Genomic DNA, 16,808 nt, shown 5'->3' on the forward strand with positions numbered 1-16,808 from the left:
GCGTTCCTCGCACGCCACAACACCCACAGCAGGCGATAAGGTAAGCTAGCGCCTGCCGGACTGTTTCGTCCGGTTTTAACTTTATTGTGGAAACTGTATGCTGATTAACTGCGTGGCCTACCAGGATGGCAAAAAACTGGCCGACTTGCCGATCGACGATATCAGCGATTACGTCGAGCGCCCCGATTGTTTCGTCTGGGTCGCCCTGCTCGACGCCACGCCGGACGAGCTGAAACAGATGCAGCACGAGTTTTGCCTGCACGAACTGGCCGTGGAAGACGCGCAGCGGGGCCACCAGCGTCCGAAGATCGAGGAATATGGCGACTCCCTGTTCGCCGTCGTGAAAACCGTGGAAATGGTCGAGAACGAACTGGTGCTGGGCGAAGTCGACATTTTTGTCGGCGCCAATTATGTGCTCTCGTCGCGCAGCAACAGCTCGCAAGGTTTCCTCGGCGTGCGTGCGCGCGCCGAGCGCGAGCCGCATCTGCTGCGCCAGGGTTCGGCCTTCGTGCTGTACGCGTTGATGGACGCCGTCGTCGACCGGTACTTTCCCGTGCTCGACGCGCTCGAATCGGAACTGGAATTGATCGAGGATCGCATCTTCGACCGTGGCACCGAGCGCGACAATATCGAACGGCTGTATCAATTGAAACGCAAGGTCATGGTCTTGCGCCACGTGGTCGCGCCCCTGATGGAAGCGGTGGGCAAGCTGCACGGCGGAAGGGTGCCGCCGCTGTGCCACGATACCCAGGAGTATTTCCGCGACGTGCACGACCATCTGGCGCGCATCAACGGCACGCTCGACACCATCCGCGACACCATCAGCACGGCGATCCAGGTGAATCTGTCGATGGTCGCCATCGATGAGAGCGAAGTGAACAAGCAGTTGGCGGCCTGGGCCGCCATCTTCGCCGTATTTACCGCGTTTGCCGGTATCTGGGGCATGAATTTCAAGTTCATGCCGGAACTGGACTGGCATTATGGTTATCCGGCCGCCGTGGCAGTGATGAGCTGTGTCTGCGGTTATATGTATTACTTGTTCAAGCGTTCCGGCTGGTTATAAAAAATTCCTGTGTATCTGTATTATTAAACAATAGCCAGGGGTACAATCGCGGCAAGTCCGTTGACCCGGGCCTTTGCTGAGGATCGCCGCGCCGGCAGCTTTGCCTGCGCTTTCCGTGCTGCGCAGGAGCATTCATGAGTATTCCGTTGTTTGATGTGAATTCGCAAGAACCCCTGTTCGATCCCGAGCAGCGGCGCACCCTGGCGGAGGCGGCCCTGCGCTCGATCACCGCGTCGACGGCGCACGCCCGTGGCGACGATTTCCTGCGTATCCTCGTCAAGGACCTGGCCGAAGCGCTCGACGTGCACTATGTGATCGCCGGTCGGCTGGTGCGCATGGACGATGGCAGCGAAGGCATCCGCACCCTGGCCCTGTGGGGCGGCGGCGACTACCAGCCGAATATCGAATACAGCCTGCAGCACACGCCTTGCCAGGACGTGACCTGCCAGAGCATGTGTTTTCACGGCAGTGATATCCAGCGTCGCTTTCCACTTGATACCCTCCTGGTCGACATGCATGCGGAAAGCTATGTCGGCATGCCGCTGATCGATACCGATGGCAAGACCCTGGGCATCCTGTCGGCCATCGACACGCGTCCCATCGATGAAAACAAGCGCTTGCTGGCCTTGCTGCTGCTGTCGATCTTCTCGGCGCGCGGCGCGGCCGAGCTGCAGCACCAGGAGCGCACCCAGCAGCTGGAAGAAATCGTGCGTGTGCGCACCGAGTCGCTGGTGGCGGCGCAGGCGAACCTGATCGAGCAGGAACAGATGGCGGCCCTCGGTTCGCTCGTGGCCGGTGTCTCGCATGAAGTCAACACGCCGATCGGCGTGGCGCTGACGGCGGCGTCGAGCATGGGCAGCTATGCCGACCAGCTGGTGCAACTGCTGGGCGGCGCCAAGGTCAGCCGCGCTGAACTGATCGACATTGCCGAATCCCTGAAAGGCGCGGCCGCCCTGATCGAACGCAACCTGGCGCGTGCGGCCGACCTGATCGGCAATTTCAAGCAGCTGGCCGTGGACCAGGTCAGCGAATACGTGGCCGACCTGGCGCTGCACGATTATGTGCACGGCCTGGTGTCGGCGCACAGCCCGGAACTGCGCAAGGCTGCGCTGGGCGTGGAACTCGATATCGCTCCCGATTGCCAGGTGCGCCTGGCGGCCGGCAAGCTGTCGCAAATCCTTTCGAACCTCTTAATGAACAGCGCGCGCCACGGCTATCCGCAGGGCGGCCCGGGCCGCATCACGATCCGCGCGCGCATCGAGGCGGACGGCGATGGCGCCGATGCGCGCTGGCTGCTGCTGGACTTTTCCGACGACGGCATCGGCCTGGCGCCGGCCGTGCGCGAACACATGTTTGAACCGTTTTTCACCACCAAGCGTGGCCAGGGCGGCTCCGGCCTGGGCATGCACATCGTCTACACCATCGTGCAGCAACTGGGCGGCCAGGTGTGCGCCATCGACTGCACTCCCGGCTGTCATATACAAATCAGGCTGCCGCTGGCCAACTGACACCGCGCGGCCTCCCGTCTAGCGGGGAGGGGCCGTCCTATCCCAAGCCGCCTCCGTTTTTCACATGTTGTATGTACGCCATACGCATGCTGAGTTCTGTTGACACTCATATTCTTGCCGTGATTCTATGTAGTTGTCTAGTTGACTTTTAGTCTCCTAGTGCCATTTCTGTACAAGTGTGCCAGCGAACTTCACGGTGCCTGATCAGGTGCCGTGCGAGACGTTTCCTTTAGATGAACGAGTGCAATCCGGGTAGCAAATCCGGAGTCATATATAACCGTACAAATGAAAAAAGGGTTCACCATGCTTAAAGAAACCGTCATCTCTCGTGCAGTTCGCATCGTCTGCGCCGGTGGTGTAGTTGCCGCCATGTCAGTTGTTTCGCAGTCCGCGATTGCACAAGATGCGCAGGGCGCCGATGCGCAAATCCAGCGCGTTGAAGTCACCGGCTCGTCGATCAAACGGATCGCCGCCGAAGGCGCTTTGCCGGTCACCGTCCTGACCGCTGAAGCCATCCGCACATCGGGCGCCACCTCGGTCACCGATCTGGTCAAGAAACTCTCTTCCGCCCAGGGCGCCACCAGTGAAAGCTCCTCGGTTGGCGGCAGCACCTTCGGTTTTTCCGGTATTTCCGTGCATAACGTGGGTGAGACGCGTACGCTCGTCTTGCTGAACGGTAAACGCCTGGCCCAGTTCGGCGGCCAGACGCTGACGGGTTTCGCCGCTGGCTTCGACTTGAACTCGATCCCTATCTCGGCAATTGAACGCGTGGAACTGCTGACCGATGGTGCCTCCGCCCTGTACGGTGCCGATGCCATCGCCGGCGTGGTCAACTTCATTACCAAGCACGATACGACGATCGGTGATGTGACCATCGGCTATTCCGCACCCAAAAACGGTGCGCGTGAAAAACGCCTCAGCGCCACCAAGGGCTTTGGCAATCTGGACGAAGATGGCTACAACGTGGTGCTGACCTTTGGCCACGATGAGCGCGACAAGCTCGCTTCCGTCGACCGCAAGTTCGCCAACACGGGCAAGGTGCAATTCTCGGCCAATGGCAAGCGCTATCAGAAGCAGCAGTTTTCGGCCAGCCCGATTCCTGCCAATGCCACCGATGACAATGGCCAGCTGATCAGCCCTTACCAGAAGGCCAACGGTTCCTGCCCGGAAAAGACGTTCCGCGTGATCGAACCGTATAACGATGGCAGCGGCCTGGTCGATGACTATTGCGGCTATGACTTTACCAAGGACCTGGAAATCTATCCGGAACGCAAACGCGACAACTTCATGGCGTCGGGCACCTTCAAGCTCGCCGGCCAGGAAGTGTATGCGGACGTATTGCTGTCACGCACCAAACAGACTTCGCGTATCGCTCCCGTACCTGGCGCGATCGCCGTCGATGCGGGCACGCCGCTGCATGACAAGTATTTGGTGCCAGCGGGTATCACCGGCGATAGCACGGCGTTCTACCGCTTGTTCGACATGGGCCAGCGTACCTCGAAAGATACGGCAGATTTTGCCAGTGTGGTGGTCGGCACGCGCGGCATTCTGGCCGGCTGGGACTATAACGCAGCCTATAACTTCTCCGAAAGCCGCGTAAAAGGCAGTATTTCCGGTTATCCTGGCGCCATTGCCGTCAATAACCTCACGTCGAGCGGCTTGCTCGATCCCTTCGTCGGCCCGGGCAAGCAGTCCCCTGCGGCACAGGAAGCGATCAAGTCGGCCGCGTACTCCGGTTACTGGGACGGCGGCACTTCGCGCCTGCAGACGATTAACCTGAATGGCTCGACGGAACTGCGCCGACTGCCTGGCGGCGCAATGATGCTGGGCATGGGCGTGAACATCAACCGCGAGGAATTCTCCGCCAAGCCAAGTCCGTTTGCGCAAGGCATCCTGGCCGATCCCGTGAAGGGCACCTTGTGCGGCGGCACGACGGGGCTGGAATGCGACCAGCGTTTCGGCGACGCGGCCAGCAGCCAGCCGTACAGCGCCAGCCGTACGTCGAAGGGCATTTTTGGCGAAGTCATCGCGCCTGTGCTGAAAGAGCTGGAATTGGGCGCCGCCTTGCGTTTCGATGAATTCTCGGACTTTGGTGGTGCAACCACGGCCAAGGCCAGCTTCAAGTGGACGCCGGCACCTACCTTGCTGATTCGCGGTTCGGTCGGCAATGGTTTCCATGCGCCGACAGTGCCACAAGTCAACGCCTTGCAGCGCGGCTACGGCGTCACTAGCGACAAGTACACGTGCTCGCCAGCCTTGCAGGCAATCGCCACGCGTCTCAATGCGCAATGCCAGCCAGGCAACCGCCAGTACGACCAGCTGGCCGGCGGCAACCGCGAATTGCAGCCTGAGAAATCGAAACAGGCAACCATCGGCTTCCGTTACGAGCCGATCAGCGCCATCACCCTGGGCGCCGACCTGTGGCATGTGCAGATCCGCGATTCCTTCGGCCAACTGACCGAACAGCTGGTATTTGCCAATCCGGCCAACTTCCCGAAATCCTGGGGCGTCAACAAGGACGTGGGCACGGGGACTACCTACCTGGCCTTCCTGGCTGACAACCAGAACTTGGGCAAGTCGTTTGCCACCGGTGTCGATATCGATGTCAGCGCCCGTTACCGCTCCGGCATCGGCCTGTTCACGTCGCAGCTGAACGCGACGCAGATGCTGCGCGAGGACGTGCAGCTGGAACGCAATGGCAGGTATTATTCGGCGCTGGGCAACTTCGCCGATCTGGGCTCGGTGACGTTCCGCACACGCGGCCAGTGGACGAACACCCTGAAAACGGGCAATTGGTCCAACTCGCTGACCGTCAACTTCCTGTCCGGCTACAAGGACCAGGAAACGTCGGTCGACGTGCTGGACGCGTCGGGCGCCGTGACGGGCCAGGAAAAGATCCGCATGCAGGTGGGTTTCTATTCGACCCTCGACTGGCAAACGGTATGGACCCCAAGCAAGAGCTGGGTCCTGACCGCCGGCCTGCTGAACCTGACCGACAAGAGCCCGCCATTCGTGCCATCGACGGCCGGCGCGAACCGCGGCCAGCAATTCGGCTATGACGACCGCTACTACGATCCGCGCGGCCGTACGGGCTACCTGAATGCTTCGTACAAGTTTTAAGCAAGGTACGCAGGCAACAAAAAACCGGCACTGAGTGCCGGTTTTTTTTCGTCCCGCCGCAGCGCGGGGAGGGCAGGGCCTAGCGGCCCGCCGCCATCGACAGGGCCACCGCCTCGGCCACCTTGATGCCGTCGACGGCCGCCGACAGGATGCCGCCCGCATAGCCGGCGCCTTCGCCGGCGGGGAACAGTCCCCGCGTGTTCAGGCTTTGCAGGTCATCGTCGCGGCGCTTGATGCGGATCGGCGACGAGGTACGCGTTTCCACGCCCGTCAGCACGGCATCGGCCTTGTAGTAGCCCTTGATTTGCTTGTTGAACGCCGGAAATGCTTCGCGCAGGGCCGTGATCGCGTATTCGGGCAAGGATGGCGCCAGGTCCGTCAGGTGCACGGCCGGTTTGTACGACGGCACCACGCTGCCAAATTCCGTCGAGGCGCGGCCGGCCACGAAGTCGCCGACCAATTGTCCTGGCGCATCGTAGTTGCCGCCGCCCAAGGCAAACGCGCGCTCTTCCAGTTCGCGCTGCAGGGCGATGCCGGCCAGCGGGTCGCCCGGGTAGTCGGCCGGCGTGATGCCGACGACGATGGCGCTGTTGGCGTTGCGCTCGTTGCGCGAGTACTGGCTCATGCCGTTCGTCACCAGGCGGCCTGGTTCGGATGCTGCTGCCACCACCGTGCCGCCCGGGCACATGCAGAAGCTGTACACGGAGCGGCCATTGCTGGCGTGGTGCACGAGCTTGTAGTCGGCCGCACCCAGAATCGGGTGGCCGGCGCTGGGGCCGAAGCGGCAGCTGTCGATCAGCGATTGCGGGTGTTCCACGCGGAAGCCGATCGAGAACGGTTTCGCTTCGATGTACACGCCGCGGCGGTGCAGCATCTCGAAGGTGTCGCGCGCGCTGTGGCCGATGGCCAGCACGACGTGGTTGCTGGCGATGGTTTCGCCATTGTCCAGCACCACGCCGCGCACCTGGCCGCCATCGCTGCCTGGCTCGATGTCGAGATCGACCACTTTGCTGCTGAAGCGGTATTCGCCGCCCAGCTGTTCGATATTGGCGCGCATTTCTTCCACCATCTTGACCAGGCGGAAGGTACCGATGTGTGGCTTGCTCACATACATGATTTCTTCAGGCGCGCCGGCCTTGACGAATTCCGTCAGTACCTTGCGGCCGTAGTGCTTGGGATCCTTGATCTGGCTGTACAGCTTGCCGTCCGAGAAGGTGCCGGCGCCGCCTTCGCCGAATTGCACGTTCGATTCCGGGTTCAGCTCGCGCTTGCGCCAGAAGCCGAAGGTGTCGACCGTGCGTTCGCGCACCTGCTTGCCCCGTTCCAGGATGAGGGGGCGCAAGCCCATCTGCGCCAGGATCAGCGCCACGAACAGGCCGCACGGGCCCGTGCCGATGACGATGGGGCGCGGTTCATTGGTATGGCCGGCCAGCTGTTCGCCGCCGGCGACGAATTTATAGTCGGTGTCGGGCGCGGGCATCAGATGGATATCGTGGCCCAGGCGCGCCAGCACGGCCGCTTCATTCTTGACATCCACGTGCAGCGAGTAAATCAACACCACGGCACTGCGCTTGCGTGCGTCATAGCTGCGCTTGAAGACGGTAAAGCCGAGCAGCTCATCGGCGGCAATGCCGAGGCGCGCCAGGATGGCGGCGGGCAGTGCCGCTTCGTCGTGTTCGAGGGGGAGTTTTACTTCGTTGAGTCGCAACATGATGTGTATTTTTAAAAATTGCCGGGCTCCGTATCTAGCGGAGAGTGTGTGGTGACGCGTGAGGGCATCCGGCCGCTATTTTACCTCCACAATGCTCGCTGCCTCGTTTCCCCGGACCTTTTTGGGGGCGAAAAAGGCAGGCATGCCGTCTGCGCGCATGCTCGCCACCGTGCCGTGAGGGAATCTGGAGGTGTTTCCTGGATGCCACAAACTGGTGCAAACCAGTGCGCTGCTGGTGCATCCGCCGCTCCTTGTTGGGGCACACAAATCCGGACCTTATTTTTCGCGTAAATTTGTGTTGCTTTTTTGTTGTGGCCGCTTGATTTTGTTGACGCCTTGCCATTGCGTGTGATTTGATAGTGTTTTGTTACTCGCAGGTGCAATTCCGTATCTTTGTTTCGCACGCATTTAAGGAAATGAGCAGCGTTGTCTCTTGCCGCTGCCACTTCCTCAATGGAGTGCGGGATTTTTATTTTAAGATGATGACGAGGAATTTCTTTTTATACAGAACTATTCTGAAAAAATCTGATTGATTTATTGCGGGATGGATCTGCAATATATTCGGCCTCGTTCCGTAAAATAATTTCGTCTTGTGCGTCATTTATTTTGCGGGCTCTTTATATCCATCTTTTTAGAAACAACTCTTCCTGCAGTATTCTGATTCCATTGGTGCAAAGCCACTGTTTGCAGGCATTCCAAGCAAGTTTGATTATCGTCCGCGAATGTTTTCATTCAGCCTGGATGCGTTTCCGCGTGCCTGTTTCCTGGATAAATTGAAGTGTTGCGCCAACAGAACAGTTTTCCTAATTTTATTGACCAGTCCGTTTCAATATGTTCCGATGTGTCATTCTGTTTTCTTTGCCTATGCAAAGTGGACCGAGAGGATGCCTTGTGTGACGGGATTGCAAGGTGATGAGAGTAAAAAGCGTTCAAAAACGCATAAGTGTGAGTGATAAACTCCTTTACCAAAGCAGTAATACTGCGCTCATAAATAAATAGGGAATGACATGTTGAGAAAAACTGTAATAGCACGTGCATTAACGATCGCTTTCAGCGCATCGGTATTGAGCGTTGCGATTGTTCCAGCGGTAATGGCACAGTCGAATGCCACGGGCAACATCATCGGCAAGATTGCGCCGGATGCCAGCGCGTCGGTGCAGATCGTCGGTTCCGACAATGGTTTCAAGCGGACCATTTCGCCCGATGCAAGCGGTACTTTCCGCATCACCTCCCTGCCAGTCGGTAACTACAAGGTAACGCTGCTGAAAGGTTCTTCCGTCGTCAGCACGCAGGACGTGGAAGTGCGCATCGGCCAGGAAAGCGAAGTAGCGCTGCAGCAAGTGCAAACCGTGAACGTGACGAGCCGCCGCCGCGCGATCGATGTCACCAGCTCCAACTCCGGTTCCTCCTTCAATTCGCGCGAGCTGGCTACTCTGCCACTGGCGCCTACGGTTGCCAACATTGTGCAATTGGCAGGCGGCACCACGCGCGCCGACTCGCGCTACGGCAACAACGCCGCCAGCTTCGGCGGCTCCAGCGCATCGGAAAATGCGGCGTATATCAACGGTTTCCCCGTCACCAACAGCCTGTACCAGGTTGGCTACTCTTCCCTGCCTTTCGGCTCGATTGCTGAAGCGCAAATCATCACCGGCGGCTACGGCGCCGAGTTTGGACGTTCGACGGGTGGCGTGGTCAATATCACCACCAAGAGCGGTACCAATAACTGGGAATTCGGTGCCGGCTTTACCTACGCGCCTGATTCGCTGCGCGGCAAAGCCAAGAACATCATGTTCCCGAACACGGGCGCCAATCCCAAGACGGATGGCAAGATCTACAACTACCGCGAAGGCGACAAGCTGACCGAGAAGGTCTACAACGCCTACGTCAGCGGCCCGCTGATCAAGGACAAGCTGTTCATCTATCTGGGTGGCGAATTTACCAAAATGGACCGCGAAACGGCACGCCTGGCATCGACCAGCACCGTGAACAACCAGACCGGCTGGCTGGTGCAAAAATCCGAGGTGCCGCGCTATATCGCCAAGATCGACTGGAATATCACCGACAACAACCGCCTCGAATACACGCATATTTCGGACGAGTCGAATGTTAACGATCAATACTACGGCTTCAACTATGACACCAAGAAGCGCGGCTATGTGCAGAACGGCGGCGCCAAATTCAAGAACTATTCGGCAGGTGTGCTGTTCCTGAACGCCACCGGCGCTGCGCTGGCGGCAGCCCAGGGCTCCAACATCGACATCCTCAAGCTGACCAGCTATGTGACCGATGATCTGACCGTGCAAGCCCTGATCGGCCAGGCCAAGACGCAACGCGAGCAAAATCCGTTTGGCTACATTCCAGGCTTGCGTCCTGTCGTTGCCTCCCCGGATAACCAGGTGCCAGGCGTGAATTACCAGCCTAGCCAGGTGCAAGGTTTCAGCTCGGCCCTGTTGCGTGATGGTGCGCAAGATACCAACCGCGGCTATCGCCTGGATCTGGAATACAAACTGGCCAAGCAGCATACGATACGCGGCGGTCTGGATCACAACAAGATCAATGCCCTGAACGGCACGGAAGCGGCTGGCGGCGGTACCTGGACGTACCTGAAGACCAATCCGAACACGGTATTGTCTGGCCACAATATGTCGCCGGCAGCTGGCGGCGGTTATGGTACCCAAGGTTACTACGTGCGTGAAAATCTGCAGCGCGGCGGCTCCACTCCGACCGTCGAGCAATCGGCGCAGTACATCGAGGACCGCTATCAAGCCACTGAAAACCTGGTCGTGACACTGGGCTTGCGCAATGAGTCGTTCAAGAACATGAACGGTATCGGCGAAACCTTCGTGGAACAGAAAAACATGCTGGCACCGCGCTTGAATGCGGCCTGGAATGTGTACGGCGACGGTTCCCTGAAAGTCTTCGGTACGGCTGGCCGCTATTTCATGCAATTGCCTGCCAACATGGCCGTACGTTTTGCCGGCGCTTCGCTGAACACCGACCGCTTCTACACCTACACCGGCGTCAACCCAACCACCGGCGCACCGCTGGGCTTGAACCCGATCAGCAATGTCGTGTCGGCTAACAATGAATTTGGCCAGGAAAAACGCGCCAATGAATTGGCTGCGACCAACTTGAAGGCTCACTTCCAGGACGAGATCAACCTGGGCTTCGAGAAGGCCCTGACGCCTGATTTCAACGGCGGTATCAAGTTTACCTACCGTAAGCTGAAAAACACGATCGATGACTACTCGGATCCACGTGCCATCTCGGCCAAGCTGACGGGCGCTGAAAAAGAGTACTTCGACGATCATGGCTGGAACGGCGCCCTGTTCAATCCAGGCAAAGACAACACCTTCATGATCCCAGTGGGACCAAACGGTGCACAGCGCGCGGTGACGATTTCGGCTGCCGATGCAGGCTTCCCGGAAAAAGCCAAGCGTACCTACACGGCGCTGGAATTCATGCTCGAACATCCGATGCGCAATGGCTGGTACGGCAAGATGAACTACACGTGGTCGCGCAGCGAAGGCAATCAGGAAGGCCAGACCAAGTCGGATAACGGCCAGGCCGACGTGGGCTTCAGCTCGGGCTGGGACTTCCCTGAAACGATGGTCAACGGCAGCGGCTTGTTGCCGAACAACCGTACGCATCAGTTGAAAACCTACGGCTACTATGAGTTCACGAGCCAGTTCGGCGTCGGTGGCAACTTGCTGGTGGCAACGGGCCGTCCAATGTCGCGTACTTGCAATATCCCAGCGTCCATGGATCAACAGGGCTTGGGCTTGTCGCAATACGGCTCGATCTTCTTCCTGTGCCCAACCGGCCCGAACGGCCGCGGCGCTTACGGTACGCTGCCAACGGAAATGCGCCTGGACTTGAACTTCATCTACAAGCCAGAGCAAATCAAGGGCATCGTACTGAAAGTCGACGTGCTGAACGCAACCAACCGTCAAGTGGCGCAATCGATCGACGAGGCTTACAACACCAGCGCCGCCGGTACTGCAGTCAGCCCAACCGCTGGCATGGTCAATGCGTATTCGAGCCCGCGCACCGTGCGCTTGTCGGCTCAGTACAGCCACAAGTTCTGATGTGACTCCGCCTTCGCCGGCTGACCTTGGTCAGCTGGCGTAGACTGGGATGTACAGGCAAGTCTAGAAGTTTCTGGCGCCCCGCAAGCTGCAAAGCTTGCGGGGCGTTTTCTTGGGTGGCACAGTTTTACATGCCGCCCCACAAGGCACTCAGCATCGCCAGCGCCGTCAGTCCCGCCGTTTCCGTGCGCAGGATGCGCGGCCCCATAGTCAAGCCGATGGCGCCGGCGGCCAGGGCCGCCTTTTCTTCCGCTTCCGAAAATCCCCCTTCCGGCCCCACCATCACGGTGATCGCCTGCGGCGGCTGGTGACGCGCCCAGTCGGCCAGCGATTGCTGCGCGCGCGGCGTCAGGATGATGCGTTTATGTAAATCTTGCTGGCTGCTCCAGCTATTGAAGTCTTGCAATGGCGCCAGCTGTGCCAGCCGGTTGCGTCCGCATTGTTCCGATGCGGATACGATGATCGCTTGCCAATGCGCGAGTTTTTTCTCGGCCCGCTCGGCGGACAGGCGTACCACGCAGCGCTGCGCCGACAGCGGCACGATGCCGGCCGCGCCCAGTTCGATGGCTTTTTCGATGATCCAGTCCATTTTCGACGCTTCCGGCAGCGCCTGCGCCAGGGTCACGGCGTAAGGCAGTTCCGCCTCGCGCGCCACGTGCGCCTGGATTTGCGCCGTTACGCTGCGCTTGGCGACCGCCACCAGGCTCGCCTGCACTTCGCCGCCTTCGCCATTGAACAGGGTGATGACGTCGCCCTGCGCCAGGCGCACGACCTGGATATGGTGGGCGACAGCCTCCGGCAGGGAAACGGTGGTGCCGGCGACGAGCGGCTGGGGGCAGAAAAAACGCGGCATGCAAATCCTCAACGGGGGTATATGTGGGGTGGAAAGACGTCAAAGTATAGCCATTTGGCTGGCCAGTACGCCGCAATTCTAATTTGCGGCCCCCCAGTCTGGTAAAATAGTTGACTACATAAAGCAGCCGGCCTGGGTTCTTTCTTGTCCGTGCTGTTGCAAACGAATCCCAAACTCGCGACTGACCCACACCATCATGACAACTACGCTCCCGACTACCAAAATGGCCAATGCGATCCGCGCACTGGCAATGGACGCTGTACAAAAGGCCAACTCCGGCCATCCAGGCATGCCGATGGGCATGGCCGAGATCGCAGTTGCCCTGTGGAGTGGTCACTATCGCCACAATCCCGCGAACCCGAAATGGCAGAACCGCGACCGTTTCCTGTTGTCGAACGGTCACGGCTCCATGCTGCACTACGCGCTGCTGCACCTGACGGGCTACGAGCTGTCGATGGATGACATCAAGGCCTTCCGCCAGATGCATTCGAAAACTCCGGGCCACCCGGAAGTCGATATCACGCCAGGCGTGGAAACGACCACCGGCCCGCTGGGCCAGGGCATTGCCAACGCCGTCGGCATGGCGCTGTCGGAACAATTGCTGGCTGCTGAATTCAACAAGCCCGGCCACGACATCGTCAACCACTACACCTACGCCTTCGTCGGCGATGGTTGCCTGATGGAAGGCATTTCGCACGAAGTGTGCGCGCTGGCCGGCACCCTGGGTCTGAACAAGCTGATCGCCCTGTACGACGACAACGGCATTTCCATCGACGGCAAAGTGGAAGGCTGGTTCACGGACGACACCCCGGCGCGCTTCGAAGCGTATGGCTGGAACGTCATCCGCGCCGTCGACGGCCACGATGTTGCCGCCGTGGCTGCCGCCATCGCCGCCGCCAAGACCGCATCGAAGCCAACCCTGATTTGCTGCAAGACCATCATCGGCAAGGGTTCGCCGAACCTGCAAGGCGGCGACAAGGTCCACGGCGCCGCGCTGGGCGACAAGGAAATCGCCGCCGTGCGCGAATACATCGGCTGGGATGCCGCTCCGTTCGAGATGCCGGCCGACGTGTACGCGGCCTGGGATGCCAAGGAACAGGGCGCCCTGCTGGAAGCGGACTGGAACGAGCGCTTTGCCGCCTACAGCCGCGAATTCCCGCAGCAAGCCGCTGAACTGACCCGCCGCATGCAAGGCGAGTTGCCACAGGCATTTGAAACGGCCCTGTCGGCTGCCATCGCTTCCTGCGTGGAAAAGAAAGAAAACATCGCCACCCGCAAGGCCAGCCAGAACGCCATCCAGGCGCTGGCTTCGTCCCTGCCGGAATTCCTCGGCGGCTCGGCCGACCTGACCGGTTCGAACCTGACCAACTGGAAAGAGTGCGTGGCCGTGCGTTCGGGCCAGCCTGGCAACCACATCAACTACGGCGTGCGCGAATTCGGCATGAGCGCCATCATGAACGGCATCACCTTGCACGGCGGCTACATCCCGTTCGGCGCCACGTTCCTGACGTTCTCCGACTACAGCCGCAATGCCCTGCGCATGGCCGCCCTGATGAAGCTGCGTTCGATCTTCGTGTTCACCCACGATTCGATCGGCCTGGGCGAAGACGGCCCGACGCACCAATCGGTCGAGCACGTCTCGTCGATGCGCTTGATCCCGAACCTGGACAACTGGCGTCCATGCGACACCGTCGAGTCAGCTGCTGCCTGGGGCGCCGCCGTGCGCCGCAAGGATGGCCCGTCGACCCTGATCTTCTCGCGCCAGAACCTGCCATATCAAGAACGTAGCGCCGAACAGATCGAGAACATCTACCGCGGTGGCTATGTGCTGAACGACGTGGCCGACGCCAAGGCGATCCTGATCGCCACCGGTTCCGAAGTGGAACTGGCCGTCGCCGCCGCCAGCGCGCTGGCTGCCGAAGGCATCGCCGTACGCGTGGTGTCGATGCCGTCGACCGACGTGTACGACCGCCAGGACGCCGCCTACAAGGCCAGCGTGCTGACGAAAGGCGTGCCGCGCGTGGCCATCGAAGCGGGCGTGACCAGCTTCTGGTACAAATACGTGGGCCTGGAAGGCGCCGTGGTCGGTATCGACACGTTTGGCGAATCGGCGCCTGCCGGCGTGCTGTTCAAGCACTTCGGCTTCACGGTCGAGAACGTCGTCGCCAAGGTGAAAGCCGTTATCGCTGGCTAATATTGATTTTGAGCAGACCCTTGCCATTGCTGGCCGGGGTGCTGTGCTGATACCTTTTTTTTAATCAGGAGCAGAGTATGACGATCAAAGTTGCAATCAATGGCTACGGCCGCATCGGCCGTAATGTGTTGCGCGCTTTCTACGAAGGCGGCAAGAAACAGGATATCCAGATCGTTGCCATCAACGACCTGGGCGATGCCAAATCGAACGCCCACCTGACCCGCTACGACACCGCGCACGGCAAGTTCCCGGGCACGGTCACCGTCGAAGGCGACAACATGATCGTCAATGGCGATCCGATCCGCGTATTCGCACAGCGCAATCCTGCTGAAATCCCATGGGGCGAGCTGGGCGTGGACGTCGTGCTGGAGTGCACGGGCTTCTTCACCACCAAAGAGAAAGCTTCGGCTCACTTGAAGGGCGGCGCGAAAAAAGTTATCATTTCGGCACCCGGCGGCAAGGACGTCGATGCGACCGTCGTGTTCGGCGTGAACCACTCGGTACTGAAATCGACCGACACCGTCATCTCGAACGCTTCGTGCACCACCAACTGCCTGGCACCGCTGGTCAAGCCGCTGAACGACGCCATCGGCATCGAAACGGGCCTGATGACCACCGTGCACGCCTACACCAACGACCAGGTGCTGTCCGACGTGATGCATGAAGACCTGCGCCGCGCCCGTTCGGCCACCATGAGCATGATCCCGACCAAGACGGGCGCCGCTGCCGCCGTGGGCCTGGTGCTGCCTGAGCTGAATGGCAAGCTGGACGGCTTCGCCATCCGCGTGCCGACCATCAACGTTTCGCTGGTCGACCTGTCGTTCATTGCCAAGCGCGACACCACCGTGGAAGAAGTCAACGCGCTGATGAAGTCCGCTTCGGAAGGCGCCCTGGAAGGCATCCTGACGTACCAGACCGAACCGCTGGTCTCGATCGACTTCAACCACAACCCGGCTTCGTCGAACTTCGATTCGACCCTGACCAAAGTGTCGGGCCGTTTGGTGAAAGTATCGTCGTGGTACGACAACGAGTGGGGTTTCTCGAACCGCATGCTCGACACCACCGTTGCACTGATGTCGGCGAAGTAATTTTTTGACCGCATAAGAAAAAACGCCCAGTTTGAACTGGGCGTTTTTTTTCGTCTGTCGCCTGCGCTTGTTCCGCTTATTCTTTGGGTTCGCACTGGCTGCGCCACTGTTCGCACGCTACCTCGACACCCTGATAGCACATGTTGAGGATGTAATCGCAGTTTTCCGATGGAATCCATGCGCGCACGGCGGCCGCGCTGGAGAATGAGGCGGCGATGCCGACAGCAGCGGCAAAGACAAACAGGGATTTTTTAATGGAAATCATTTTTCTCGCTTTCACAATTGGACAACGGTAGGGTGTCAACTCAAAGGCCGCCAGGGCAGGCATGATGGGCTCGCCAAGCGCAGAAAAATATTAGCATTAAAATCAGACTGTTATTGCTTTAAAGAAAAATATTTTTATTAACGTTGCGTGTGCAGGCGACGGCGGTAGAAGCGCCATAGAAGGCGCAAGTCGCGCAGCACGGGTACGCCCGACAGCAGGGTCAGCACGCCGGCGAGCAGGATGGTGGCGGCGGGAAAGCCGATGTGCTTGAAGGCCAGGGCGCCGCTGACGCCGCCGATGAAGAAGCAGGCGATCAGCAGGCTGTGCGTTCTGAGCTTGCCGCGGTTGACCTTGACCATCCGGTCCGGCAGGTGGCGCCGGTTGTAATACGCCATCTTGCCCAGTTCGATGCCGATGTCGGTGGACAGGCCCGTCACGTGCGTGGTGCGGATGACGGCGCCAGAAATCTTGGTGATGATGGCGTTCTGTAAACCCATGACAAAGCACAGCAGCAAGATGGTGACGGGGCCCAGCACGTCGGGCATGGTGGCCAGGTAATTGCCCGTCAAGCCGAACAGCAGCAGTAATGCCGCTTCCAGCAGCAGGCTGGCGGCAAACTGGCTGTGCAGGCGCCGCCGCTTGCCCCAGTTCACCATGATGGCCGTGACAGCCGCGCCGCTGACAAAGGCCAGCCACGCGCCCAGCGCGGCCAGGGCCACCGTGATATTGCCCAGCGCCAGGTCGTCCGCCATGCCGGAGACGATGCCCGTCATGTGCGAGGTATAGCCGCCGATGGCAAGAAAGCCGCCCGCGTTCACGGCGCCGGCCACCAGCGCCAGCACGCAGCCCAGCTGCAGATTGGCTTGCGTATCGCGCGCCGATCCGCTCAGGCGCGACAGGTAATGGAGCGGCATGCCC

At 59.8% G+C, this 16,808-nt stretch carries 10 protein-coding genes; 6 read left to right on the top strand and 4 right to left on the bottom strand.

The window, feature by feature from the left end; genetic code table 11:
• The first annotated feature begins 97 nt into the window (after window positions 1–97).
• The 3 genes from corA to OPV09_RS06810 all read left to right on the top strand — a co-directional run bounded on the left by corA (window position 98) and on the right by OPV09_RS06810 (window position 5,691).
• Window positions 98–1,063, top strand: a complete 966-nt coding sequence (gene corA / locus OPV09_RS06800) for a magnesium/cobalt transporter CorA (RefSeq protein ID WP_034760218.1) — start codon at window positions 98–100, stop codon at window positions 1,061–1,063.
• Window positions 1,064–1,197: 134 nt separating this feature from the next.
• Complete coding sequence (locus OPV09_RS06805; protein WP_034760214.1) at window positions 1,198–2,571, top strand: GAF domain-containing sensor histidine kinase; 1,374 nt, start codon at window positions 1,198–1,200, stop codon at window positions 2,569–2,571.
• 369 nt (window positions 2,572–2,940) lie between these two features.
• Window positions 2,941–5,691: a TonB-dependent receptor plug domain-containing protein gene (locus OPV09_RS06810; protein WP_338680939.1), complete on the top strand. Its 2,751-nt coding sequence runs from the start codon at window positions 2,941–2,943 to the stop codon at window positions 5,689–5,691.
• A gap of 79 nt (window positions 5,692–5,770) precedes the next feature.
• Here OPV09_RS06810 and OPV09_RS06815 read toward each other — a convergent pair whose 3' ends face one another.
• On the bottom strand, window positions 5,771–7,402 hold the full coding sequence (locus tag OPV09_RS06815; RefSeq protein ID WP_338680940.1) for an NAD(P)/FAD-dependent oxidoreductase: 1,632 nt from the start codon (window positions 7,400–7,402) through the stop codon (window positions 5,771–5,773).
• 1,091 nt (window positions 7,403–8,493) lie between these two features.
• Between OPV09_RS06815 and OPV09_RS06820 the strand changes: the two genes are divergently transcribed.
• Window positions 8,494–11,490, top strand: a complete 2,997-nt coding sequence (locus tag OPV09_RS06820) for a TonB-dependent receptor (RefSeq protein WP_175560493.1) — start codon at window positions 8,494–8,496, stop codon at window positions 11,488–11,490.
• A gap of 127 nt (window positions 11,491–11,617) precedes the next feature.
• On the opposite strand, the gene OPV09_RS06825 is transcribed toward OPV09_RS06820, so the two are convergent.
• Window positions 11,618–12,343 carry a 16S rRNA (uracil(1498)-N(3))-methyltransferase gene (locus OPV09_RS06825; RefSeq protein ID WP_072454288.1) on the bottom strand — a complete coding sequence of 242 codons (726 nt, stop codon included), beginning with the start codon at window positions 12,341–12,343 and terminating at the stop codon, window positions 11,618–11,620.
• A gap of 196 nt (window positions 12,344–12,539) precedes the next feature.
• Here OPV09_RS06825 and tkt point away from each other — a divergent pair, with 196 nt between their 5' ends.
• Both tkt and gap read left to right on the top strand, forming a co-directional pair.
• Entirely contained in the window at window positions 12,540–14,537 is a 1,998-nt protein-coding gene (gene tkt / locus OPV09_RS06830; RefSeq protein WP_070303341.1) for a transketolase, read from the top strand.
• Between the two features lie 77 nt (window positions 14,538–14,614).
• A complete protein-coding gene (gap, locus tag OPV09_RS06835; RefSeq protein ID WP_046685413.1) occupies window positions 14,615–15,625 on the top strand; it encodes a type I glyceraldehyde-3-phosphate dehydrogenase in 1,011 nt (336 codons plus the stop codon).
• Window positions 15,626–15,701: 76 nt separating this feature from the next.
• On the opposite strand, the gene OPV09_RS06840 is transcribed toward gap, so the two are convergent.
• Together OPV09_RS06840 and OPV09_RS06845 are read right to left on the bottom strand one after the other, a co-directional pair.
• Window positions 15,702–15,953, bottom strand: a complete 252-nt coding sequence (locus OPV09_RS06840) for a hypothetical protein (protein WP_338680941.1) — start codon at window positions 15,951–15,953, stop codon at window positions 15,702–15,704.
• Between the two features lie 74 nt (window positions 15,954–16,027).
• Entirely contained in the window at window positions 16,028–16,804 is a 777-nt protein-coding gene (locus tag OPV09_RS06845; protein WP_034760193.1) for a YoaK family protein, read from the bottom strand.
• Window positions 16,805–16,808 lie beyond the last annotated feature (4 nt).

Source organism: Janthinobacterium sp. TB1-E2 (genome assembly GCF_036885605.1).
In the GTDB taxonomy this organism is placed as follows: Bacteria; Pseudomonadota; Gammaproteobacteria; order Burkholderiales; family Burkholderiaceae_D; genus Janthinobacterium; species Janthinobacterium aestuarii.